General features: G+C 35.5%; 21 protein-coding genes. 3 read left to right on the top strand and 18 right to left on the bottom strand.

Annotated elements, in window-relative coordinates:
* Positions 1-11 precede the first annotated feature (11 nt).
* Together H0V01_03255 and H0V01_03260 are read left to right on the top strand one after the other, a co-directional pair.
* Positions 12-1,256 (top strand): pyridoxal phosphate-dependent aminotransferase, encoded by a 1,245-nt coding sequence (locus tag H0V01_03255; protein ID MBA2582388.1) that lies wholly within the window; start codon positions 12-14, stop codon positions 1,254-1,256.
* Between the two features lie 83 nt (positions 1,257-1,339).
* Entirely contained in the window at positions 1,340-2,425 is a 1,086-nt protein-coding gene (locus H0V01_03260; GenBank protein MBA2582389.1) for a mannose-1-phosphate guanylyltransferase, read from the top strand.
* A gap of 179 nt (positions 2,426-2,604) precedes the next feature.
* Here H0V01_03260 and fumC read toward each other — a convergent pair whose 3' ends face one another.
* The 18 genes from fumC to mraZ form a co-directional block, all read right to left on the bottom strand.
* Complete coding sequence (gene fumC, locus H0V01_03265) at positions 2,605-3,996, bottom strand: class II fumarate hydratase (GenBank protein ID MBA2582390.1); 1,392 nt, start codon at positions 3,994-3,996, stop codon at positions 2,605-2,607.
* A gap of 92 nt (positions 3,997-4,088) precedes the next feature.
* Positions 4,089-4,436, bottom strand: a complete 348-nt coding sequence (gene arsC / locus H0V01_03270) for an arsenate reductase (glutaredoxin) (protein MBA2582391.1) — start codon at positions 4,434-4,436, stop codon at positions 4,089-4,091.
* Position 4,437: 1 nt separating this feature from the next.
* A protein-coding gene (gene prfB, locus H0V01_03275) for a peptide chain release factor 2 (protein ID MBA2582392.1) occupies positions 4,438-5,536 on the bottom strand; the annotation gives its coding sequence in 2 pieces (ribosomal slippage) (positions 4,438-5,472 and positions 5,474-5,536; 1,098 coding nt in all).
* Between the two features lie 57 nt (positions 5,537-5,593).
* Positions 5,594-6,052, bottom strand: coding sequence for a RecX family transcriptional regulator (locus H0V01_03280; protein MBA2582393.1), 459 nt, complete (start codon positions 6,050-6,052; stop codon positions 5,594-5,596).
* Positions 6,053-6,301: 249 nt separating this feature from the next.
* On the bottom strand, positions 6,302-6,742 hold the full coding sequence (locus tag H0V01_03285) for a GatB/YqeY domain-containing protein (protein ID MBA2582394.1): 441 nt from the start codon (positions 6,740-6,742) through the stop codon (positions 6,302-6,304).
* Positions 6,743-6,815: 73 nt separating this feature from the next.
* Entirely contained in the window at positions 6,816-8,390 is a 1,575-nt protein-coding gene (ftsZ, locus tag H0V01_03290; protein ID MBA2582395.1) for a cell division protein FtsZ, read from the bottom strand.
* A gap of 113 nt (positions 8,391-8,503) precedes the next feature.
* The gene (ftsA, locus tag H0V01_03295; GenBank protein ID MBA2582396.1) at positions 8,504-9,772 is read right to left on the bottom strand and encodes a cell division protein FtsA; all 1,269 of its coding nucleotides are present in this window, start codon (positions 9,770-9,772) and stop codon (positions 8,504-8,506) included.
* An 8-nt stretch (positions 9,773-9,780) separates the two neighbouring features.
* Positions 9,781-10,584 carry a cell division protein FtsQ gene (locus H0V01_03300; GenBank protein MBA2582397.1) on the bottom strand — a complete coding sequence of 268 codons (804 nt, stop codon included), beginning with the start codon at positions 10,582-10,584 and terminating at the stop codon, positions 9,781-9,783.
* Positions 10,581-11,963, bottom strand: coding sequence for a UDP-N-acetylmuramate--L-alanine ligase (locus tag H0V01_03305; protein ID MBA2582398.1), 1,383 nt, complete (start codon positions 11,961-11,963; stop codon positions 10,581-10,583). Before H0V01_03305 ends, H0V01_03300 begins: the two co-directional genes overlap by 4 nt.
* Positions 11,960-13,069 (bottom strand): undecaprenyldiphospho-muramoylpentapeptide beta-N-acetylglucosaminyltransferase, encoded by a 1,110-nt coding sequence (gene murG / locus H0V01_03310; GenBank protein MBA2582399.1) that lies wholly within the window; start codon positions 13,067-13,069, stop codon positions 11,960-11,962. The genes H0V01_03305 and murG overlap by 4 nt, the downstream gene beginning before the upstream one ends.
* Positions 13,056-14,234 (bottom strand): FtsW/RodA/SpoVE family cell cycle protein, encoded by a 1,179-nt coding sequence (locus tag H0V01_03315; protein ID MBA2582400.1) that lies wholly within the window; start codon positions 14,232-14,234, stop codon positions 13,056-13,058. Before H0V01_03315 ends, murG begins: the two co-directional genes overlap by 14 nt.
* A 34-nt stretch (positions 14,235-14,268) precedes the next feature.
* Complete coding sequence (gene murD, locus H0V01_03320; GenBank protein ID MBA2582401.1) at positions 14,269-15,606, bottom strand: UDP-N-acetylmuramoyl-L-alanine--D-glutamate ligase; 1,338 nt, start codon at positions 15,604-15,606, stop codon at positions 14,269-14,271.
* Positions 15,607-16,860, bottom strand: a complete 1,254-nt coding sequence (locus H0V01_03325) for a phospho-N-acetylmuramoyl-pentapeptide-transferase (protein ID MBA2582402.1) — start codon at positions 16,858-16,860, stop codon at positions 15,607-15,609. It lies immediately after the preceding gene.
* 5 nt (positions 16,861-16,865) lie between these two features.
* Positions 16,866-18,332, bottom strand: coding sequence for a UDP-N-acetylmuramoyl-L-alanyl-D-glutamate--2,6-diaminopimelate ligase (locus H0V01_03330; protein MBA2582403.1), 1,467 nt, complete (start codon positions 18,330-18,332; stop codon positions 16,866-16,868).
* A gap of 4 nt (positions 18,333-18,336) precedes the next feature.
* On the bottom strand, positions 18,337-20,436 hold the full coding sequence (locus H0V01_03335; protein ID MBA2582404.1) for a transpeptidase family protein: 2,100 nt from the start codon (positions 20,434-20,436) through the stop codon (positions 18,337-18,339).
* Positions 20,436-20,801, bottom strand: coding sequence for a hypothetical protein (locus tag H0V01_03340; protein ID MBA2582405.1), 366 nt, complete (start codon positions 20,799-20,801; stop codon positions 20,436-20,438). Before H0V01_03340 ends, H0V01_03335 begins: the two co-directional genes overlap by 1 nt.
* Before the next feature lie 26 nt (positions 20,802-20,827).
* Entirely contained in the window at positions 20,828-21,724 is an 897-nt protein-coding gene (gene rsmH / locus H0V01_03345) for a 16S rRNA (cytosine(1402)-N(4))-methyltransferase RsmH (protein MBA2582406.1), read from the bottom strand.
* Positions 21,711-22,193, bottom strand: a complete 483-nt coding sequence (gene mraZ, locus H0V01_03350) for a division/cell wall cluster transcriptional repressor MraZ (GenBank protein MBA2582407.1) — start codon at positions 22,191-22,193, stop codon at positions 21,711-21,713. The genes rsmH and mraZ overlap by 14 nt, the downstream gene beginning before the upstream one ends.
* Before the next feature lie 302 nt (positions 22,194-22,495).
* Here mraZ and H0V01_03355 point away from each other — a divergent pair, with 302 nt between their 5' ends.
* Positions 22,496-23,266, top strand: coding sequence for an alpha/beta hydrolase (locus H0V01_03355; protein ID MBA2582408.1), 771 nt, complete (start codon positions 22,496-22,498; stop codon positions 23,264-23,266).
* The last annotated feature ends 61 nt before the right edge of the window (positions 23,267-23,327 follow it).

Genomic DNA, 23,327 nt, shown 5'->3' on the forward strand with positions numbered 1-23,327 from the left:
GAGTATCCAAAATGGCTGAAAACCTTATTGGGTCAGAGATTATTAAATTAGCAAGTGAAGTTACAACAAAAATAAAAAATGGAGAAAAAATATATAATCTAACCATTGGTGATTTTAATCCAAAAATTTTTCCCATTCCAACTGAATTAAAAAATGAGATTATTCAGGCTTATCAAAATGAAGAAACCAATTATCCACCTGCCAATGGAATTGCGGAATTAAGACAAGCGGTTTCCTCCTTTATTAAAAGATACACTGATCTTGAATATTCTGCAGATGAAATATTAATTGCCGGTGGGGCAAGGCCGTTAATTTATGCTACTTACAAAGCTTTAATTGACCCGGGTGATGTTGTATTGTTTCCAGTTCCATCATGGAACAACAATCATTATTGTCATCTTTCAGAAGCTCAACAGGTTTTTATTGAAACCAAAGCAGAGAATAATTTTATGCCCTCAGCTGAGGAACTACAGCCATATATTGCAAATGCTCAAATGCTCGCTTTATGTTCTCCCCTTAATCCAACCGGGACAACTTTTACCAAAGAAGGTTTGAAAAAAATATGTGAAATGGTTCTTGAAGAAAATAAGAGAAGAACCCATGGCGAAAAGCCCTTATATATTCTTTATGACCAAATATATTGGGCTTTAACTTATGGTGATACTAAACATTATGATCCTATTAGCCTTTATCCTGAACTGAGGGATTACACCATTTTTATTGATGGTTTATCAAAGGCTTTTGCTGGTACAGGTGTACGGGTTGGATGGGCATTTGGTCCACAAAGAATTATTGATAAAATGAAATCTATTCTGGGCCATATTGGCGCTTGGGCTGCAAAGGCAGAGCAAGTAGCATCAGCAAAATATTTGAATAATACAGAAAAAACAGATGAGTTTTTAATTGCTTTCCGTGGCCAGATACAGCAAAGGCTGCAGGGATATTATGCAGGATTCCTTGCCCTTAAATCGGAAGGATTTGAAGTAAATGCAATTGCTCCTCAGGCAGCGATTTACCTCACTGTTCAACTAAATCTTCATGGATATACTACCGATCAAAACACTGTTTTAACAAATACAAGTGATATTACAAAATACATTCTGGATGAGGCTAAAATAGCAATTGTTCCCTTTTCGGCCTTTGGAGCTTCGCAGGATTCCACTTGGTACAGGATTTCTGTTGGAACAAGTACTATTTCTGACATTGATGGCGTAATTAGCAATTTACGCATTGCTTTGAAAAAATTAAAAAAATAATTTTAAGCTGTAAGCATTACATTTTATTTTTTTAGGGAGGTCTTTTTACTTTTTAATTTCAGTGAATTAGAGATAATCAAAAAATGAAAAATAATTATTGTGTTATAATGGCCGGGGGTATTGGCAGCAGATTTTGGCCAATGAGCAGAACAGCTCATCCCAAACAATTCCTTGATATATTAGGAACTGGTCGTACTTTACTTCAACAAACATACGATAGGTTTTTACTACTTTGCCCACCAGAAAACATTTATATCGTAACCAACGAAGATTATACTAAACTGGTAAAGGAGCAACTCCCGGATTTAAACCAGGATCAAATATTATCAGAACCAGCAAGAAAAAACACTGCACCATGTGCTGCTTATGCGAGTTATAAAATAGGAAGTATTAATCCTGATGCAATCATTGTTATTGCTCCTTCAGATCATTTGATAACTAAGGAAGAAACATTTGTTAAGGCAATTAATTCATGTATTTTAAAAGCTCAGGAAGAAGACTGTCTTGCAACCCTTGGTATTAAACCAACCAGGCCCGATACTGGATATGGATATATTCAATTCTATGAAACAGAATGGAAATATGATAAAAGACTAAAAAAAGTTAAAACCTTCACAGAAAAGCCAGATCATGAAATGGCAAAATTTTTTATCGAGAGTGGCGACTTCCTTTGGAATTCGGGAATCTTTATTTGGAGCTTTAAAAGTTTTGTAAAAGCACTGGAAAGGCATTTACCTGAAACTGCTGCTGTTTTTAAAGAAGGCATGGATAAATACAATACTCCTGCCGAAAAAGCTTTTATTGTTCAGGCTTACGCACAATGTTCAAGCATTTCAATAGATTATGCCATAATGGAAAAGGCAGACAATGTATATGTGCGTTCTTCTGCCATTGGCTGGTCTGATTTGGGCACCTGGGGTTCACTTTATGCCAATTCAAAAAAAGATGAAAACAGGAATGCTGTTGTAGGAAATAATGTAATGCTTTACGAATCATCAAACTGTATTGTGAATGTTCCTAAAAACAAACTTGTGGTAGTACAGGGATTGGAGGATTATATAATAGTTGAATCTGATAACATACTGCTTATTTGCAAAAAAGAAGATGAACAACAAATAAAGACCTTTGTAAATGAAATTAAAATAAAAAAAGGAGAGAAGTATATTTGAACAGTCAAAATTCAATTGTGAAATTGAAATTACAAATGCTTTTGTTTTAAACACAAATAAAATAAATAAGGGCTTAAAAACCATAGTTAAAAACCCTGAATTCTAAGCCCTTATTTATTTACCAAAGGCATTTGATTATAAACTTCCCCTAGCCTCTTTATGAATTCTTCTCTTCGATTTTAAATAGAGCCTATCATTTCGTTAGGATTAACCCACTGGGTAAATTGATCCTCGGTAAGCAATCCAAGTGCAATGGCTGATTGGCGAAGTGTACTACCTTCCTTATGTGCTTTTTTAGCAATTTTAGCAGCGTTTTCGTATCCAATGTGTGGATTCAGGGCTGTTACAAGCATAAGTGAGTTTTCAAGGTTTTGTTTTATTCTTGCATGATTTGGTTCTATTCCTATGGCGCAGTTTTCATTAAAGGAAACACAAGCATCTCCAATTAACCTGGCTGCCATTAGGAAGTTGTAAATCATTACTGGTTTAAAAACATTTAATTCAAAATGTCCGTTCATCCCACCTATGGTTATTGCCGCATCATTACCAATTACCTGAGCACAAACCATAGTCATGGCTTCACATTGAGTAGGATTAACTTTACCTGGCATAATAGAAGAACCAGGTTCGTTTTCAGGGATATTTATCTCTCCAATTCCACAACGAGGGCCAGAGGCAAGCAATCGAATGTCGTTTGCTATTTTCATAAGGCTTACTGCTACGGTTTTTAATGCTCCTGATGTCTCAACAATTGCATCATGGGCAGCAAGTGCTTCAAATTTATTCTCTGCGCTAACAAAAGGTATACCTGTAAGCATTGCAATTTTTTCAGCAACAAGCTTTGAATATCCTTTTGGTGTATTAATTCCTGTTCCCACAGCCGTGCCTCCAAGTGCGAGTTCAGAAAGATGCGACAAACTGTTTTTTATAGCTTTTATACCATGATTCAGTTGTGCAGCGTAACCTGAAAACTCCTGGCCAAGGGTAAGTGGAGTTGCATCCATTAAATGGGTTCTGCCAATTTTAACAATTTCATTAAAATCAATAGACTTTTGGGAAATTGTATCGTTTAAAACCTGAATTCCCGGAATTGTGGTTTTTACAATTGATTTATACGCTGCAATATGCATTGCAGTAGGAAAAGTGTCGTTTGAAGATTGTGATTTGTTTACATCATCATTGGGATGAATAAATGTTTTACCTTCTCCCAATTTATTTCCCTGCAGTACATGAGCACGATTGGCAATTACTTCATTCACATTCATGTTGGACTGCGTTCCAGAACCTGTTTGCCATACTACCAGGGGAAACTGATCATCAAGATGACCTGCAAGTATTTCATCGCATACTTTTGCAATCAATTCTGCTTTATCATTTGCTAAAACTCCTAACTCACAATTGGTTAAAGCTGCCGCCTTTTTAAGGTAAGCAAAAGCTCTTATAATTTCAACCGGCATTAATTGTCCGCCAATTTTAAAGTTATTTCTAGAGCGCTCTGTTTGTGCCCCCCAATATTTATCTGCAGGAACATTAACATCCCCCATTGTATCTTTTTCAATTCTATATTCCATGGCCTTTTGTATTATATGAGTATTTGTTTTGTTGTATCAAGAGATGAATAACATCTGAATATTTTAATAAAATCGATTAAAAAAAAGCGCCCTCACTTTTTGAATAGGTCTGCTATTTTTTCAATATCCCTGCCAACAACAGCCCTATTGCCTTTTACAATGATAGGACGTTCAATAAGTTCTGGGTTTTCCAACATAATATGAATCCATTCATCGTCTGATAAATTTAAATTTTTGAGCTTTTCCTTATACAACTTTTCCCCTTTTCGCAGTAATTGTTCAGGCTTCATGTTAAGTTTTGCCAATACTTTTTTAAATTCTTCAATCGAAGGAATCACCTTTAAGTATTCGGTGACTTCAGGTTCAAGCCCGTTTTCTTTCATGTAATCAAGCGCCTGTCTGCTTTTACTGCATTTTGTATTATGGTATATCTTTATCATTTTACTTTGCTTTATTGGTGCTGTTTTCCATCAAATAGGATTTAATAAACCCATCCAGGTCACCATCCATAACCGCTTGTACATTTGATGTTTCATGACCTGTTCTTATATCCTTAACCAATTTATAGGGATGGAAAACATAATTTCTAATTTGCGATCCCCATTCTATTTTTTTCTTCCCTGCTTCAATTTCTGCAATGGCTTCATTGCGTTTGCGCATTTCAATTTCGAAAAGTTGGGATTTTAGCATTTGAAGCGCTTTGTCTTTATTTTGAAGTTGCGAACGCGATTCCTGATTTTTAATAATAATCCCGCTTGGTTTATGGGTTAATCTAACTGCTGTTTCTACTTTGTTAACATTTTGACCTCCTGCTCCACCAGCTCTAAAAGTATCCCACTCAATATCTCCCGGGTTAATATTAATATCTATGGTTTCGTCCACTATGGGATATACATAAATAGAGGCGAAAGAAGTATGTCTTTTGGCATTTGCATCAAAAGGTGAAATTCTTACCAACCTGTGCACACCGTTCTCTCCTTTAAGAAACCCATAGGCAAAATCTCCTGCAACTTCAATGGTAGCAGATTTTATTCCTGCTCCATCACCATCCTGGTAATCAATTTGAGAAACTTTATATCCATGTTTTTCACTCCACATAATATACATTCTCATTAACATTTCTGCCCAATCCTGGCTTTCTGTGCCTCCTGCTCCGGAATTAATTTCAACAATAGCCCCTAGTTTATCTTCCTCACCACCCAACATGTTTTTAAATTCCAGGTCGTCAATCTTTTTCGTTGTTTGAGCATACTGCTCATCCACCTCATCCTCGGATGCTTCTCCTTCCTTATAAAAATCAAAAAGCACATTCAAATCTTCAAGATGGGCAGCAGCTTCTGAAAAAGCATCAACCCATATTTTTTTTGATTGTATTTTTTTTAGTACAACTTCCGCCTTTTTGGGATTATCCCAAAATCCGGGAGCCTGTGTTAATTGCTCCTCTTCAGCTATTTGTCTTATTTTCAGGTCAACGTCAAAGATGCCTCCTTAAGGCTTCCAGGCGATCATTGAGCTCTTTTACTTGTTCTATATTTATCATCGGTCAAATTTAACTATTTTTAACTCCTTTTTAAACAAAATTTCCCATTAAATTATTTCATTTTTTATTTACTATATCCCACACTAAATCATGTTCATATCCCTTGGATAATACAAATCGCGCAACCTTTAATTTAGCCTGTTCAGCATCTTTTGTATTAATTTCTTTGCGTTTTTTATCAACCAATAATTTCAATGTTTCTATATACTCTTTTTCATCAATAAGCAGCAATGCAGATTTTATAAGGTTTGGTTCAATTTTTTTACTCACCAGGCTAGCCTTTATTTTATGTTTTCCCCATTTCTTAATTTTGAATTTACCCCTTGCAAAACTCTCGGCATACCTTTTTTCATCTATAAACTTCTCCTTCTTTAACTCATCAATTATAGAATCATAATCTGAAGCAGGAAGATCAAATTCATTTAATTTTTGCTTTACTTCATCCATACACCTATCCCGGTATGCACAATAATACTCAAGCTTTTTTACAGTTTCAATGTATTTTTTTGTGGACATGTATTTGTGTATTGTTTAATGCAAAGTTAAAATGAAAAATTGTTTTTAATTCATCCTGAGATACATTTTGAAATAAGCTCCGGCTTTGTTAAACTTTGGTATTGATTGCTGCAGACCTAGCTATTAGCTGTGATGTTTTAAGATGTGTTAAAACTATACAAAGCTCCTGTATTTATATTAGGATAAGCTTATTAAAAATAAAAAGGGGCTGATGTTTCCAACAGCCCCTTTTCCACACACACTATTTTTTTAATTTAACAATTCTTTTGCAATTTGAGAGATCATTTTACCATCTGCTTTCCCAGAGAGCCTTTTTGTTGCTGCACCCATTACTTTGCCAAAATCAGCTTGTGAAGATGCTCCGGTTTCTGCAATCACTTCTTTTAACTCCTGGGTTAACTCCTCATGGCTTAATTGCTTTGGAAGATACATTTCGATAATGTTAGCCTGAGCTATTTCTGAATGGGCCAAATCACCCCTATCCTGAGAGAAAAATATTTCAGCGCTCTCCTTTCTTTGTTTGACCATTCTTTGCAGGGCCTTTATTTGAGAATCTTCATTAAACTCTTCCCCTGAGGTTTTCAGTTTAAGGATTTCTGCTTTTATAGCCCGCAAAGCTTCCAGTTTTGCTGCCTCTTTTGCCAACATCGCTGTTTTTATGTCAATATTTATTTTTTCTTCCAAATTCATTTTAATTCATTTTAATTCATTTTAACGTTATCAAAATTAGAAATCAATTGCATCCTTTTATTAAAGATACAAATTAATCTACATTGTCATGTAAAAATGAATTGTTTGGTTTTATCTCTGTTTTTTTCTCTTCATTTTCACTTAATGTATACCGTGAAACCTGTGATTGTGAAGAATGAGGAACATTATCTAAATGAATATTCCTTCGCTTGTAAGCAGGCTCATTTTCCATCCCGGTGATATTTCCAGGTCTTGAAAAATTTCTGAATGTAAGTTCTTTTAACCTGTTAACTCTTTCCTGAGCTTTGTTCATTTGTTCATCAGCGGTTGGAGTATCCGATTTTTTCTCAGACTTAAATTCCAGTTGTATGGCTTCCTCTTTTTTTGAAAAAATCTCTGCATTTTCATCATCCGCTTTTTCATCCAAAACGTGTACAATTTTTTGCTCATGGTTTGGAACAACAAATTCAATACTTACCTGCTCTTCTGACTGAGTATTTTTCAGGTACATTTCCGGTTCTGTTGGTTTATCCTGCTGAATTGCTTGAATAATTGGAGCTTTAACCTCTGTGTTTTCTGTTACTGGATTTTGAACGATGAATAAAGGTTTTTCTACTTCGCTTTTCACATCCGTATTTAATTTATATACAGTTTTTTCAGGTTTTTTCATCATGTCGGTTCCAAAATCCTTGGTAGCACTAAAGCCTGTAGCAATAACAATAGCCCTGATGTTTTCTCCCAGGGTTTCATCAAAACTAACCCCAAAAATTATATTAGCAGTAGAACCTGCCTCTTCCTGGATATAATCTGAAATTTCACCAACCTCATCCATTGTAACTTCTTTGGTTCCACTTGAAATGTACAACAATACCTGGCTTGCACCTTTTATATTGTTGTCATTTAATAAAGGTGAAGCAAGGGCTTGTTCAACCGCTCTTATGGCTCTGTCATCACCTTCGGCAAGCGCGTGTCCCATAATTGCTGTACCACCGTTTGTCATAACAGTGCTTACGTCATTAAAATCCACGTTAACATAACCAGGAACTGTGATAACTTCCGCAATTCCTTTGGCTGCAGTTGTTAGTACATTATCTGCATGAGCAAAAGCATCTTTCAAGGAAAGATTCCCATACATTTCCCTTAACTTATCATTGTTGATGATAATCATAGTATCAACGCTATTTCTAAGGGCTTCCAATCCCTCCTCAGCCTGGATCTTTCTTTTTTTACCTTCAAAAACGAAAGGAATGGTAACAATTCCTACGGTAAGGATTCCCATTTCTTTTGCAGCTGCAGCAATTACTGGAGCAGCTCCTGTTCCTGTTCCTCCGCCCATTCCAGCTGTAATGAATACCATTTTGGTATCATACCCAATCATCTCTTTTACCTGATCAATGCTTTCAATGGCAGAATTCTTACCTATTTCAGGTAATGAACCAGCTCCTAATCCTTGAGTCAAGGATTCTCCCAATGGTATTTTGTTTGGTACCGGGCTTTTACTTAATGATTGTTGATCTGTGTTACAGATAATAAAATCTACCCCATTTATGCCCTGGGCATACATGTGGGAAACGGCATTGCTGCCTCCCCCTCCAACTCCAATAACCTTGATTATTGATGGTTGTTCTTTTGGTAATGCAAATTCCATAGTTTTTGTTTTTTAGTTAAATTAATTGGTGTGTTTGTGTGTGTGTTTATTTTTAAATGTTGTTCCTGTTATTATATTCTCCCTGGTTTTAATGAGTAATTGTTGAAAAGGATTTAATTCTGCTCCTTATCTTCATCAAACCACTGCTGTGTTTTATTAAATAATTTATCAAAAAAGCCACCCTTTGTTTTCTTGGAATGGGTTGTAATTCTGTTGTTTTTATTTCTTTGTTTATCGTAATATTCAAGGCCTTTTATCACTAGTCCCACGCTTGTTGCGAAAATAGGGCTGGTGATTTCCATTGATCCTTTTCCCAAATGTTCATTTGGATAACCAATTCTTGTATCCATTCCTGTAAGATACTCTACCAGTTGAGAAACATGCTTTAACTGAGCGCCACCACCTGTAAGTACGATTCCAGCTATAAGTTTTTTTTCATACCCTGAACTTTTAATCTCATAATACACATGCTCTATAATTTCTTCCATTCTTGCCTGAATAATATTGGAAAGATTCTTTACAGAAATTTCTTTTGGTTCTCTTCCTTTTAATCCAGGTATTACCACTACTTCATTATCCAGGTTTTCATTTGCCAGAGCTGAGCCGAACTTCATTTTTAATTGCTCTGCCTGGTATTTTAGTATGGTGCATCCCTCTTTAATATCCTCAGTAATAATATTTGCCCCAAAAGGAATAACAGCAGTATGCCTGATAATTCCATCCTGAAAAATGGCCACATCTGTTGTGCCACCACCAATGTCAACTAAAACAACACCTGCTTCTTTTTCCTCTTCACTTAAAACTGCCTCAGATGATGCCAATGGCTCAAGGATAAGTTCAGTAACCTCAAGTTCAGCTTTACTTACACATTTAAAAATGTTTTTTGCGGCTGTTACTTGTCCGGTTATAATATGAAAATTTGCTTCGAGTCTTATACCTGACATTCCAATGGGATTTTTAATTCCCATCTCATTATCAACAATATATTCCTGAGGAAGCACGTGTATAATCTCCTCTCCCGGAAGCATTACCAGCTTATACATATCCTCCACAATAGTATCGATATCAACCTGACTAATTTCATCATCAAGACTGTTTCTGGTACGCATTCCCCTATGCTGCAAACTTTTAATATGCTGGCCGGCAATACCCACATTCACATATTTAATTTCAACTCCTGATGCATTGCTTGCTTCCTCAACAGCTGTCTTAATGGATTGTACAGTTTGTTCGATATTAGCAACAACGCCTCTTTTTACCCCAATTGATTCGGCCTTGCCATAACCCAGGATTTCTATTTTTCCATATTCATTTCTGCGCCCTACCATAGCAACAATTTTTGTTGTCCCTATATCAAGTCCGACTACAATTTCTGAATCCATAATTTTATTTATATTTTGGTGCAAACAATTTGATTTTTGTATTTCAGGTTAATGGTTTCGTATTCATTCCACCCCGTTTTACTTAATCCTTCCTTATAAAAAATCATTAATCGCTCAAGCTTTTCCTCCAGGTCTTGTATATCTCCCAATATTATTCGGTGGCTTCCAACCCGTGGTATCAGTTCAATTTGCTGATCCATATCTACATAAATTTGTTGAATTTGTGCTTTCCAGAAATCATCCCGGTTAATAAAATCAGCCAATATGTATAAATCATCCAATATTGTTTTTTTTGCCAATGAATCATTTTGCATTATTTCACCTATATCCGTTCCATGCAGCGTGTTAAAACCTGAAGGAATATTCCCACTCGCCATTAATACTCTTGCTGCATATTTTTGTGAAAGTGGCATAAAAGAACCTTTTTCATCAATATAAAAACCATCATTGTTTGAAGAAAAAACCCTGATTATTGGGTTACGTTGTTTAACTATTATTTTTACCTCTCCGCTTATGGTTTTGAAAACTTCTGCAATGGAAACAAAGGGATTGTTTTGAACTAGTTTTTCAATCAAAACAATATCAATACTAGCCATAGACTGACCATAAACTGAATCTCCATTGTTTTTAACTATAGAGCGAATATCTTGCTCGTCAATGAATTCATGCTCCATATCTCCCTCAATAACAATTTTAAAATCCTTGCAAACAAGGTTTTGTTGTTCGCCCCAAACAAAGCTGAGTATAACAATAAGTCCTGTTAGCAAGAACAGCCAGAAAAATATTTTCGCTATTTTTTTAAAAAGCATCATTCCTGTAATTGCCTTCCTATTATTTCTACCAGTTTATCAATATCACCAGCGCCTAATGTTAACAGCACCTGTGGTTTCCTCTTTTTAAGCTCGGTTACCAAATCCTGCTTTTGCACAAGTTTTTTCTCTTGAATTTTCATCCTATCCAGTAGCATTTGGGAAGAAACTCCAGCTAAAGGAAGTTCCCTAGCAGGGTAAATATCAAGCAAAATACAATCATCCAACAAATCAAGGCTTTCAGCAAAAGCATCAGCGAAATCATTTGTTCTGGAGAAAAGATGAGGCTGAAAAACACCTGTAATCCTTTTATTTGGATAAAGTTCTTTAACAGCGGCAATACAGGCTTTAAGTTCTTCAGGATGATGGGCATAATCATCAATAAAAACAAACTCTTCTGATTTAACAATATATTCGAATCTTCTTTTAACTCCCCTGAAAGATTCCAAAGCAATTTTTACTTGTTGTGGTTCAATGCCAGCCAAAATTGCTGCTGCTGATGCGGCAACTGCATTTTCTATATTATGTCTTCCTGGCATATTAAAAGAAATATTCTTGATACTGGCTGCACTGCTTATAAAATCGAAGGAGAAACTTTCATTTTCCATACGAATATTATCTGCATAGTAATCAGCTTCGCTATTCACTGAATAAGTTTCAACGCTTGCATTGCCAGGGGGAATTAAAGGAAGTTGCTTGCGGTATATTATGTTTCCATTTGGCTTTATTTGTGCGGCAAACAAATTAAATGATTCTTCTAAAAATCTCGCCTCACCATATATATCAAGGTGATCAGCATCCATTGAAGTAATAATTGCAATATCAGGATGAAGTGTTAAAAATGATCTGTCATATTCATCTGCTTCTACAATTGTAATTGTTTCTTTTCCAGGCACAGTGGGAAGAATAATATTAGAATTGTAATTAACTGAAATTCCACCCATAAAAGCACAGCAATCTTTTCCTGAATGTTTGAAAATATGAGCTAAAAGGCATGAAGTTGTAGTTTTACCATGCGTACCAGCAACTGCTATTGTGAATGAACCACGGGTAATTTCACCCAACACTTCTGAACGTTTTTTTACAGTAAACCCTTTGTCTGTAAAATAATTCAACTGCTTGTGTCCCTTAGGAACAGCAGGGGTATATACTACCAGTACTTTATCAATATCTGAATTAACAATTTGGTGCAAAACAACCTCCATGCTATCTTCAAAATTAATTGCAATTCCTTCTAATGCCAATGAATCCGTAAGCTTTGTTGAAGTTTTATCATATCCGCTTACATTTTTTCCAAGTGCATGAAAATAACGGGCAAGAGCACTCATTCCGATGCCTCCGATGCCTATAAAATACACGTTATGGAAATTATTTAAATTCATTTTGTTTTTACAAGGTTTAATATTTCGCTGGCAATTACTCCGGCAGAATCTTTAAAGGCGAGTTTTGCTATATTTTCAGATAATTTATATTGTTTTTCTTCAGAATTCAAAAGATCAATGGCGGCAATAGCCAGATTCTGAAAAGAATCAGAATCTTTAATCATTATGGCTGCATTATGATTTACAAGGGCCATGGAATTTTTTGTTTGGTGATCTTCTGCAACATTGGGAGAAGGAACAAGAATTGATGGCTTTTTCACTAAACACAATTCAGAAACAGAACTTGCTCCTGCTCTTGATACAACTACATCCGCTATTGCATAGGCCAGATCCATCTTACTTATAAAATCAAAAACTTTTAAAGAAGATGAATCCAGTTTATCTACAGCTTGTTTTGCCTCTGGATAAAATGTCTTACCCGTTTGCCAAACAAGTTGGATGTCATTCTTTTTAAACAAATCAAGGTTGTTTAGTATGCTCTGGTTAATTGTTCTTGCACCAAGGCTTCCTCCAATAACCAACAATGTTTTTTTTTCTGTTTTAAGATCGAAATGTTCCAGTGCCCTGTCCTTTTTACCTACCAGGTTAAGAATGTCTTGCCTTACAGGATTACCTGTAAGAATAATTTTATTTTTCGCAAAAAATTTCTCCATTCCATCATATGCAACACAAATTTTATCTGCTTTTTTTCCCAGAATTTTATTTGTAATTCCAGCATACGAGTTTTGTTCTTGTATTAGAGTCGGAATTTTTTTGAAAATAGCAGCGGCTAAAATGGGACCGCTTGCATATCCCCCAACACCTACAACAACATCAGGTTTAAATCTGTTTAATATTTTTTTTGCTTTTAAAAAACTCGACAATACCTTAAATGGAAATGAGAGATTTTTTATGGATAGACTTCTCTGCAATCCACTGATCCAAAGTCCTTCTATTTTAAAACCGGCTGCAGGAACTTTTTCCATTTCCATTCGCCCAAGGGCTCCTACAAATAGAATTTCAACATTATCCTGTAACTTTTGTTTAAGGGCATTTGCAATTGCAATTGCAGGAAAAATATGCCCTCCGGTTCCACCACCACTTATGATTACTTTATACTGCCGCAAGATCTGCTCCTTTCTGCTTTACAAGATTATTAACTTCCGGTTCAGTTTTAACAGACTGGCTAACACTCAATATCATTCCAATTGCTATACCGGTAAAAATTACGGAAGTGCCACCTTTACTAATAAAAGGAAGGGGTTGACCGGTTACAGGAATTAAATTAACAGCAACTGCCATATTAATCATTGCTTGAAACACAAGCAAAAAACAACATCCTAATGCCAAAAAGGCTCCAAAATCATTATCTGCATTATTGGCTATTCGAATAGTGCGTAATAGAAGCAAAACATATAAAAACATTACAAACAAGCCTCCTGCCAATCCATATTCTTCAATAATAAAAGCATAAATAAAATCTGAATAAGGATGTGGAAGGAAATTTCTTTGAGTGCTTCCTCCCGGTCCTTTACCTAATATACCCCCTGTTGCTATTGCAATTTTTGCCTGATTAACCTGATAATTAGAATCCGTGTTAGCAGAACCTCCACTCATAAAGTTTTCAATACGGTTTTTCCAGGTTCCAATTCGGCCTTTATCTGCCGAATTAAGAGCTATTAGGACAAATACTGAAAACAAAAGAATTCCTGTGCCTACCAGGGCAAACAAATAATTAATATTCACTCTTCCTATAAACATAAGTACAAGACAAGTGGCAAATAAAACTGCAGCTGTAGAAAAATTAGCAGGCAGAATTAAACCGCAAATCACAAAAACAGGAAACAAAACTGGTATAAAAGTGGATTTAAAATCTTTAATCTGATCTTGCTTTTTAGCCAGCAATCTGGCCACAAACATAATTAGAGCAAGTTTTGCAAAATCAGAAGTCTGAAATGATATTCCAAGGCCGGGAACAACCAGCCAGCGGCTTGCATCATTAAGACTTACACCCAAAATTAATGTTAAGGCAAGTAATGGAATGGCCACCCAATAGGCTAGTTGAGCTATCCGTGAATAATAGGTGAATTTTAGCTTATGCACAAAAAACATTAGAGATAAACCCAACAACATTGTAATTGCATGCTTTATTAAAATAATTTCCTGGTTTGTTGAACCACTTTTATAAGCAAGGGAGGAAATAGAACTGTATACGGCCAACATAGATATAATGGATAAGAGCACAACTATTGCCCAAATCACCTTATCTCCTTTTATTTGACTTAAATACATTTCTATTTATTTAATGTTTCGTAAAATCTGTTTATTAAAGTCCTCTTACAGCTTCCTTAAATTGTCTTCCCCTGTCCTCATAATTCTGAAATAAATCAAAACTCGCACAAGCAGGAGAAAGCAAAACAGTGTCCTCAGTTGTTCCCAACATATAAGCCTTCATTACAGCTTCCTGAGCCGAACCTGCTACTTCTATTATTGGAATAACATTAGCAAAAGCGGCTAATAATTTTTCATTATCTATACCCATGCAAATTAGGACCTTAACCTTATCCTTGGCAATTTCTGCTAACGAGGCATAATCATTTCCTTTATCTACCCCTCCGGCAATCCAGATAACAGGGCTTTGCATACTCTCAAGAGCATACCAGGTGGAATTCACGTTGGTAGCTTTAGAATCATTAATAAATTCGATTCCATTTATCTTGGCAACAAATTCCAAACGATGTTCTATGTTTTGAAAATCAGCCATACTTTCCCGGATCAGATCTTTTCTGATATCTAAAATTTTTGCTGCAATGCCTGCTGCCATTGAATTGTAGAGATTGTGTTTTCCCTGGAGGGCTAATTCGTGAATAGACATACTTATCGGATCGTTATTTGTTTGTATAATTAATTGTTCTTCATTTAAATAAGCTCCTTGCTCAACCTTTTCCTTAATGGAAAAGGGAAATTGCACAGCATTTATCTCAAGTTTTTTCAATTCATTTGTGATATTTTCATCATCCAGGCAATAAATAAATACATCATCCTTTTGCTGATTCTGAATTACTCTTAGTTTAGAGCTTATGTAATTCTCCATTTTATATTCATACCGGTCCAGGTGATCAGGTGAAATATTTAACAAAATTGCTATGTCTGCTTTAAAATCAAACATTCCATCTAATTGAAAACTGCTTAATTCAACTACGAAATAATCATAAGTGCCCTCTGCAACTTTTTTTGCCAGGCTTTCGCCTACATTTCCTGCCAACCCAACATTTAAACCTGCTTTTTTAAGTATATGGTAGATAAGTAAGGTTGTTGTTGTTTTCCCATTACTCCCTGTGATGCAAATCATTTTGGCTGTGGTATGTCTTCCCGCAAATTCTATTTCAGAAATAACGGGAATACCTTTTGCCTTTATTTTTTTTATTAGTTCAGAATTCTCTGCTATTCCAGGGCTTTTAATTACTTCAGCGGAATTTAGGATTTCAATTTCTGAATGTTTACCCTCTTCCCAGGTTATATTGCTATGAGTAAGAACACTTTTGTGTTTTTCAGCTATTATTCCTTTATCAGAAACAAAAACTTCATAACCCTTTTGTTTGGCAAGAATAGCAGCCCCAATCCCACTTTCTCCCGCTCCTAATATGGCTATTTTTGCTCCCATTTATCTTAATTTTAAGGTTACGAAAGTTAAAATTGCCAGTGCCACACCAATAATCCAAAATCGTGAAACAATCTTAGCCTCATGCATTCCTGATTTTTGATAATGGTGGTGAAGTGGAGCCATTTTAAATATCCTTTTACCTTCACCGAATTTCTTTTTTGTGTATTTAAAGTAACCCACCTGTAACATAACAGAGACATTTTCAACAAGGAAAATCCCACAAAGTATTGGTATAAGTAATTCTTTTCGGATAGCAATTGCGAATACAGCAATTATACCCCCAAGAGCAAGGCTTCCAGTATCTCCCATGAAAACCTGGGCAGGATATGAATTGTACCAAAGGAAGCCTACGCAAGCACCAACAAAAGCGGCAATAAACACAACAAGTTCTCCAGAATCTGGGATATACATGATATTTAAATAATCAGCAAAAAAGACGTTTCCAGATACATAAGCAAATATGCCAAGTGTGGCTCCAATTATGGCAGAAGTGCCAGTTGCAAGACCATCCAAGCCGTCTGTAATGTTAGCACCGTTTGAAACAGCCGTTACAATTATAATTACAATTGGAATAAATATCAGCCAAGCCCATTTCTCATAATTATCTCCCAAAAACATTAGTATTTTGGAATAGTTAAATTCATTGTCTTTTATAAAAGGAATGGTTGTTTTTAATGATTTGGTTTCCTTCCAGGAATAATTTTTTGGCTGATGCGTTGTTAAATCATCTTCGAAAACCTCAACTCCCTTTGCAATTGCACTATCCATCAACACCTTTTCTTTTACTTTTACACCGTCACTAAAATAAAGAGCAATACCTACAATAAGCCCGATTCCTATCTGGCCAACCAATTTGAATTTTGCAGCAAGTCCATCTTTGTTTTTTTTGAACACTTTGATGTAATCATCAGCAAACCCGATAAGTCCAAGCCAGACTGTAGAAGCAATCATCAGGATTATATAAATATTATCAAGCTTGGCAAATAAAAGAGTAGGAATTAGGATTGCCGCAAGAATTATCAAACCTCCCATTGTTGGTGTTCCCTGCTTCTGCATTTGTCCTTCAAGACCAAGGTTTCGCACTATTTCGCCTACTTGTTTTAATTGCAGATAATTAATTATTCGTCTTCCAAAAATCAACGAAATGATCAGTGAGAAAATAACAGCCATTGCCGCTCTAAAAGAAATAAATTGAAATACCCCGGCACCGGGATAATTCATTTTGTCTAAATAATCGAATAAATAGTAAAACATATTCTTTAGTTGTATTGTAGCATTATAAACGTATCCTTAATTACTTCCAAATCATCAAATGGATGTTTTATCCCTTTGATTTCCTGGTATTTTTCATGTCCTTTTCCTGCAACAAGTATAATATCTCCTGGCTTTGCGAAAGTGCATGCAGTTTTAATAGCTTCCTTGCGATCAGTTATAGCAAGTGCCTTTTTGAAATTTACCGCATTAATCCCTTTTTTCATATCAGAAATAATGGCATCAGGCTCTTCTGATCTTGGATTATCAGAGGTCAATATTACTTTATCACTAAAATCACAAGCTATTTCAGCCATTAAAGGCCTTTTGGCAGCATCCCTGTCACCTCCGCAACCCACTACTGTTATCACCTGCTCGTTTCCTGTCCTTATTTCCTTTATTGTTTTTAGTACATTTAACAATGCATCTGGAGTGTGGGCATAATCAACAACAGCAGTAATATTGTTCTTTGATTTTAAATATTCAAAGCGCCCTTCTACGGATTCCAAGGCACTTATTGCAGTCATCACTTTTAATTTATCCTGATTTAATAGCATGGCTGTACCGTACACAGCAAGAACATTATAAGCGTTGAAGCTTCCAATTAGTTTAACCCATAGCTCCTGTCCATCAATGTTCAACATCATTCCAGATAGTTGGCTTTCAATAATTTTCGCTTTATAATCTCCTCCTGCAAAAAGAGAATATGTTTTTTTCCTTGCTTTTGAGTTTTGCACCATTACTCCCGAATGTTTATCATCGCGATTAATAAGGGCAAAAGCATTCTCAGGCAACATATCAAAAAATCCTTTTTTGGCCTTTATATATTCATCAAACGTTTTGTGATAATCTAAATGGTCGTGGGTGATATTTGTAAATATTCCACCTGCAAAGGTCAATCCTGTGGTTCTGTGTTGAACAATTGCATGAGAACTTATTTCCATGAAACAATATTTACAGCCAGAATCCACCATTTTGCGAAGCAAGGCATTCAATTGCAGCGCATCAGGGGTAGTGTGGGTTGCCTCAATTGTTTCTTTTCCTATTTTATTTACAACTGTTGAAAGCAATCCCGTTTTATGGCCCAATTCCAGAAAAAGGTTGTATAAAAGGGTAACTGTGGTAGTTTTCCCGTTTGTTCCGGTAACACCAATTACATTCAAAGAGGATGATGGATTGTCATAAAAATTGCTGGCAATATAGGAAAGTGCAAGAGCAGCATCCTTTACTTTAATATAACTTATCTTAGGCTTTAATTCACTTGGCATTTCCTGGCATACCACTGCAACTGCACCTTTGGCAATTGCCTGATCTATAAAGTGGTGCCCATCCACATTTACGCCAACAACGGCAACAAAAAGGCCATCTCTTTCCACTGTTCTTGAATCAAAAGCAACAGAGCTTATGGCAATATTTGTAGATCCGGCTACATCAATGAGCCCCGCCTTATATAATATGTCTTTTAAAAGCTTCATATTTTTATGCTAATTCAAGTAAAATGATGTTTCCCTTTTCAATTCTTGTACCTGCAGGAACCGACTGTCTTTTAACCATTCCTCTTCCTGTTACTCTTACAGAATAACCTTTATTCTCAAGAAGGTAGGAAGCATCCTGCAAACCCATTCCAATTACGTTTGGCGTAAGTCCTGAAGTATAATTAATATCATAAATTTCAACATGCTTTTCGGTGGTGGAAGTGCGCACCCATTCCTTGGTTTGTGCTTTATTATCTAGTGCAATTTGTAATGTTTCAAAAACCTTTTTTAAATCATTATAATAACCATGCTTGGAATAGGGCACAGAAGTTTTTGCAAGATGTGGTTCAAAATCAATTGGCTTATGGATATCCAGATTAGTTGCATATACCTTATCTGCAATTTCTTTAAAAATAGGCCCTGCAACCAGGTTTCCATAATAAACATTATTGGATGGTGCATTCACCACTACAATGCAAGAATATTTTGGCTTATCAGCAGGAAAATATCCAACAAAAGAAGCCTGATGGCTTAATTTACCTTTATATCCATATTTATCATTTGCAATCTGCGCTGTGCCAGTCTTTCCGGCAATTTTATAACTTGCGTTTTTTAAGTTTATTGCAGTTCCGTTTTCAACCACTCCTTCCAACATTCTTTGTGCATTATCAATGGTTTTCTTTGAACAAATGGCATCATTCAGTATTTCCGTTTTAAATCTCTTCACAACCTTTCCTCTTTGCTTTATTTCTTTCACAAACATAGGTTTAACCATTTTCCCATTATTGGCCACCGCATTGTAAAAAGTTAAAATTTGCGTAGGCGTAAGTCTTGTTTCATATCCTATAGACATCCATGGCAAAGAAACTCCAGACCAACCCGGGTCATTCGCATTTTTAATTTTCGGTTTTCCTTCTCCAGGAATTTCTAAATTGAGTTGATTGTTTAAATTCATGCTGTTAAGCCTGTCTATAAACTTTTGTGGATTTTTAGCGTAACTGCTGTTTATTAATTTAGAAACTCCAACATTGGTAGAGACTTCAAAAGCACGCTGAACAGTTATTTTTCCATAACCTCCTTTATGAGAATCATACATTACCCTGTCATAAAATTTCATTGAACCATCTTCTGTATCTACGCTGTCTGTTGGCTTTATTAAGCCATCTTCCATTGCCGCCATTAAAGTGGCAAGCTTAAAAGTTGAACCAGGTTCTGTACTTGCCCCAATTGCATAATTGTAATTCTCATAATAACTACCCTCGGTTGTTTTAGATAAATTGGCAATTGCTTTTATATGTCCAGTGGAAACTTCCATCAATACAACACATCCATGTGCGGCATTATGCTTTATTAACTGGGTAAGCAAAGCATATTCAGCCACATCCTGAATATTTATATCCAGAGTTGTAACTAAATCGCTACCATCCTCTGGTTCTAGTTCTGTATCATCATTTACGGGCATCCAAACCCCACCTGCTATTTTTTGCATCAATCGTTTTCCTCCTACTCCTCCAAGTTCTTTTGTATAAGCACCCTCTAACCCTACCGGATTAACACCTTCTCTGGCATAACCAATAGTGCGGGCAGCCAATACCTGGAAAGGGCGTTCGCGCACGTTTTTCTGCAAATAAATAAAACCGCCTTTATATTTACCCAACCTGCATATTGGAAAGTTCCTGATTTTTTTAAGTTGGTTATAGTTTACATTTCTCCTTATTAGATGATACCTATCTCCAGCCTTTTTGGCACTTACTAATTGTTTTTTATACTCATTAGCAGATTTATCATTAAAAAGTGAAGACAAACAAAAAGCAAGCGAATCAACCTTCTCACTAAATACTTCTTGTGAGCCTACTTTCATATCCATTCTGATTTCATAATTGGGTATTGAAGTGGCTAACAGACTTCCATCTGCTGCGAATATATTTCCTCTTACTGCTTCAATTTCCCTATAATCTAAAGTCTGATTTTCTGATTGCATTTTCCAATGCTCCCCTTCCCAAAATTGTATAGCAAAGGCTCTGGCTATTATAGCCAGGCCAAACAAGGCGAAAACTAAATACACCAAATAAACCCTGAGGATTATGCCTTTTTTTGCTTCCATTAATTTTTTGCTACTACTATTTTTTTTGGAGGAACAATTGATTCCCTAATCCCATATTTTTCTAAACTATTGGCAACCTCTGACTGCTTGCTCCTGAACATCAATTCAGACTTTGTTGTTATATATTCAGATCTTAATTCCTTCAGTTCATTGGTCATATTGTTTATCGCTCTTACTTTATTCTCGGCAAAATATCCGTTACCTATATAAATTAAAGCCACCATGGTTAAAAAAAGTATAAAAGGAAGAAGACCAACAACACTTTCACTGGTTAGGAAATTGCCATTAACAACATCAAGCAGTGAACGGGAAATTTTTCCCTGCTTTTTATGTTTAATCTTTTTTTCTTCTTTTAACTTATTCATTTTTAATTTCCCTTTAAGAAACTTGTTTAGATTTTTTCTGCTATCCTTAACTTTGCACTTCTTGCTCTGTTGTTTTCTTTGGTTTCTTTTTCACTGGGAACAATAGGTTTTGAGGTAATGGATTTAAATGGTGTAAGTGGATTTCCATAAAAATCTTTTTCCACTTCGCCTTCAAATTTTCCCGATCTTATAAAATTTTTAACTGGTCTGTCTTCCAGGGAATGGTAGGAAATTACAGCAAGCCTTCCTCCCACTTTTAACACCTCTACACTTTGCTTTAAAAATTCTTTTAAATCCTCCATTTCCCCGTTTACTTCAATTCTTATAGCCTGGAAAACCTGTGCAAAAAAGCTATTCTCCTTGGGCTTAATGGTTAAACACTTCAAAGTGTTCCTTAACTCATTTACTGTTCTTATTTGCTTTTCAACCCTTGTCTCTGCAATTAATTTTGCAATCCTGGCGGCATTATGCAGTTCTCCGTACTCTTTAAAAACCCTCTTAAGTTCGCTTTCTTCATAAGTATTAATCACATCCAATGCTGATTTTCCCGATGTTGGATCCATCCTCATGTCCAGCACTGCATCATATCTAATTGAAAAACCACGTTCAGCAACATCAAATTGGTGGGATGAAACTCCCAAATCTGCTAGTATTCCATCAACAGGAACAGCATTATATAGTTTGAGGAAGTTTTTCAAATACCTGAAGTTTTGTTTAATCAGGATAAAGCGTTCATCATTAATTATATTAGCAACAGCATCAGGATCCCGGTCAAAAGCTATTAATTTCCCGTTTCTTAATTTCTTTAGTATTTCCCTGGAATGACCTCCTCCACCAAAAGTAACATCCACATAAGTCCCATCCGGATTGATATTTAAACCCTCAATACATTCTTTTAATAAAACAGGATTATGATATGACATTTTCCTCCTCCGTATTTGTTGATGTTTTTCCCATTACATCCTCAGCTAGTGAAGCAAAGTCTTCTCCTGAATCTTCCGCCATTAGTTTTTCATAAGCCGCTTTGCTCCAGATTTCAATCCGGTTAGCAAAAGCAAAAAGCACAATTTCCTTTTCAATCCCTGCATATTCCATCATTTTCTTAGGCATCAAAAAACGGCTTGTAGTATCCAATTCAAGTTCTGTAGCACCATTGTTGAACTTCCTTAAAAACTCCCTGTTCTTGGCAACATACAAATTAAGCTTGTTTACCTCTTTACTGATTTTCTGCCATTCATCCATTGGATAAAGGTTCAAATGCTTTTCAAAACCTCGATTTACAACAAACTTTTCCTGAGCCGCAGGTGAAATCTGCTTCTTTAATCCTGAAGGAAGCATAACTCTTCCCTTGGAATCCACCTTACACTCATACTCACCTATGAAGTTTGTCATCATTTTTTCTTAATGCCGTAAATTTATGGAAATTTTTACCACTTTCTACCACTTTTTACCACTTTTGTTGAAAACTTTTCTATTTACAGAAGAAAAATTGTTAAAAAACCCACTAATGAATTTCAAATAAATTCTTCAAATGGTTTTTACCGGCCGGGAACAGAAGGAAAATTTTTATTCTGCTAATTTGTTGAGGCTGAATAATTAAGTTAAGCTGTTTAATAAAAAAGGAAATTTTGTTGATTCTGCCTTTACAGGAATTGGTATAATTGTTTAACTTTGGCAAAAGCATCAACATAAATATGGATTTCAATATAATTAAAGAAAAGCGGTTTCAATACGTGGAAAAAGGCGAAGGGCCTGTAATTCTGCTGCTTCATGGATTGTTTGGAGCATTAAGTAATTTCAAAGATGTTATCAACCATTTTTCGAAAGATTATAAGGTTGTAATTCCTTTGCTTCCAATTTATTCACTTCCTGTTTTCAGTACAAATGTGGTAAGTTTAGCCAAATATGTTCACCGTTTTATTGAACATAAGAAATTTGAAAAAGTGAACCTTGTTGGAAATTCCCTTGGAGGACATATTGCTCTTGTTTATTCACTTAAACATCCTTTAAAAGTTAACACCATGACTCTTACAGGAAGCTCTGGATTGTATGAAAATGCTTTAGGCGGATCTTTTCCTAAAAGAGAAGATTATAACTACATTAAAGAAAAAGTAAAATACACCTTTTACAATCCTGAACATGCCACTCCTGCTTTGGTTGATGAAGTATATGGGATCATTAATGACAAATCAAAACTAATTCGTGTTCTTTCTCTTGCAAAATCTGCCATAAGACACAATATGGCCCATGATCTTGAAAAATACAAAATGGATGTGTGTTTAATATGGGGGAAAAACGATACCATAACTCCTCCACCTGTTGCAGAGGAATTTCACTACCTTTTGCCAAGTTCAGAACTGTTCTGGATTGATCAATGCGGACATGCTGCAATGATGGAAAAATCAGAAGAATTCAACAACATTCTTAGCACTTGGTTAGACAAAAAAGTGCTTAACAAGAAATAGTATTACTTGTTAGCGTTTATGTTTAAACTACAATTAATATAGAGGTTAACATTTTTAATAA

The sequence above is a fragment of the Bacteroidota bacterium genome (genome assembly GCA_013696965.1).
GTDB lineage: Bacteria > Bacteroidota > Bacteroidia > JACCXN01 > JACCXN01 > JACCXN01.

Bases quoted from the DNA above. Each gene is read 5' to 3' on its own strand.
- H0V01_03280 (MBA2582393.1), bottom strand. From the start codon at position 6,052: ATGTCCACAAAAAAATACATTGAAACTGTAAAAAAGCTTGAGTATTAT.
- H0V01_03335 (MBA2582404.1), bottom strand. From the start codon at position 20,436: ATGGAAGCAAAAAAAGGCATAATCCTCAGGGTTTATTTGGTGTATTTA.
- ftsZ (MBA2582395.1), bottom strand. From the start codon at position 8,390: ATGGAATTTGCATTACCAAAAGAACAACCATCAATAATCAAGGTTATT.
- ftsA (MBA2582396.1), bottom strand. From the start codon at position 9,772: ATGGATTCAGAAATTGTAGTCGGACTTGATATAGGGACAACAAAAATT.
- H0V01_03355 (MBA2582408.1), top strand. From the start codon at position 22,496: ATGGATTTCAATATAATTAAAGAAAAGCGGTTTCAATACGTGGAAAAA.
- arsC (MBA2582391.1), bottom strand. From the start codon at position 4,436: ATGATAAAGATATACCATAATACAAAATGCAGTAAAAGCAGACAGGCG.
- H0V01_03330 (MBA2582403.1), bottom strand. From the start codon at position 18,332: ATGAAGCTTTTAAAAGACATATTATATAAGGCGGGGCTCATTGATGTA.
- mraZ (MBA2582407.1), bottom strand. From the start codon at position 22,193: ATGACAAACTTCATAGGTGAGTATGAGTGTAAGGTGGATTCCAAGGGA.
- H0V01_03285 (MBA2582394.1), bottom strand. From the start codon at position 6,742: ATGAATTTGGAAGAAAAAATAAATATTGACATAAAAACAGCGATGTTG.
- H0V01_03340 (MBA2582405.1), bottom strand. From the start codon at position 20,801: ATGAATAAGTTAAAAGAAGAAAAAAAGATTAAACATAAAAAGCAGGGA.
- H0V01_03315 (MBA2582400.1), bottom strand. From the start codon at position 14,234: ATGTATTTAAGTCAAATAAAAGGAGATAAGGTGATTTGGGCAATAGTT.
- H0V01_03305 (MBA2582398.1), bottom strand. From the start codon at position 11,963: ATGAATTTAAATAATTTCCATAACGTGTATTTTATAGGCATCGGAGGC.
- murD (MBA2582401.1), bottom strand. From the start codon at position 15,606: ATGGGAGCAAAAATAGCCATATTAGGAGCGGGAGAAAGTGGGATTGGG.
- fumC (MBA2582390.1), bottom strand. From the start codon at position 3,996: ATGGAATATAGAATTGAAAAAGATACAATGGGGGATGTTAATGTTCCT.
- H0V01_03255 (MBA2582388.1), top strand. From the start codon at position 12: ATGGCTGAAAACCTTATTGGGTCAGAGATTATTAAATTAGCAAGTGAA.
- rsmH (MBA2582406.1), bottom strand. From the start codon at position 21,724: ATGTCATATCATAATCCTGTTTTATTAAAAGAATGTATTGAGGGTTTA.
- H0V01_03325 (MBA2582402.1), bottom strand. From the start codon at position 16,860: ATGTTTTACTATTTATTCGATTATTTAGACAAAATGAATTATCCCGGT.
- H0V01_03260 (MBA2582389.1), top strand. From the start codon at position 1,340: ATGAAAAATAATTATTGTGTTATAATGGCCGGGGGTATTGGCAGCAGA.
- H0V01_03300 (MBA2582397.1), bottom strand. From the start codon at position 10,584: ATGATGCTTTTTAAAAAAATAGCGAAAATATTTTTCTGGCTGTTCTTG.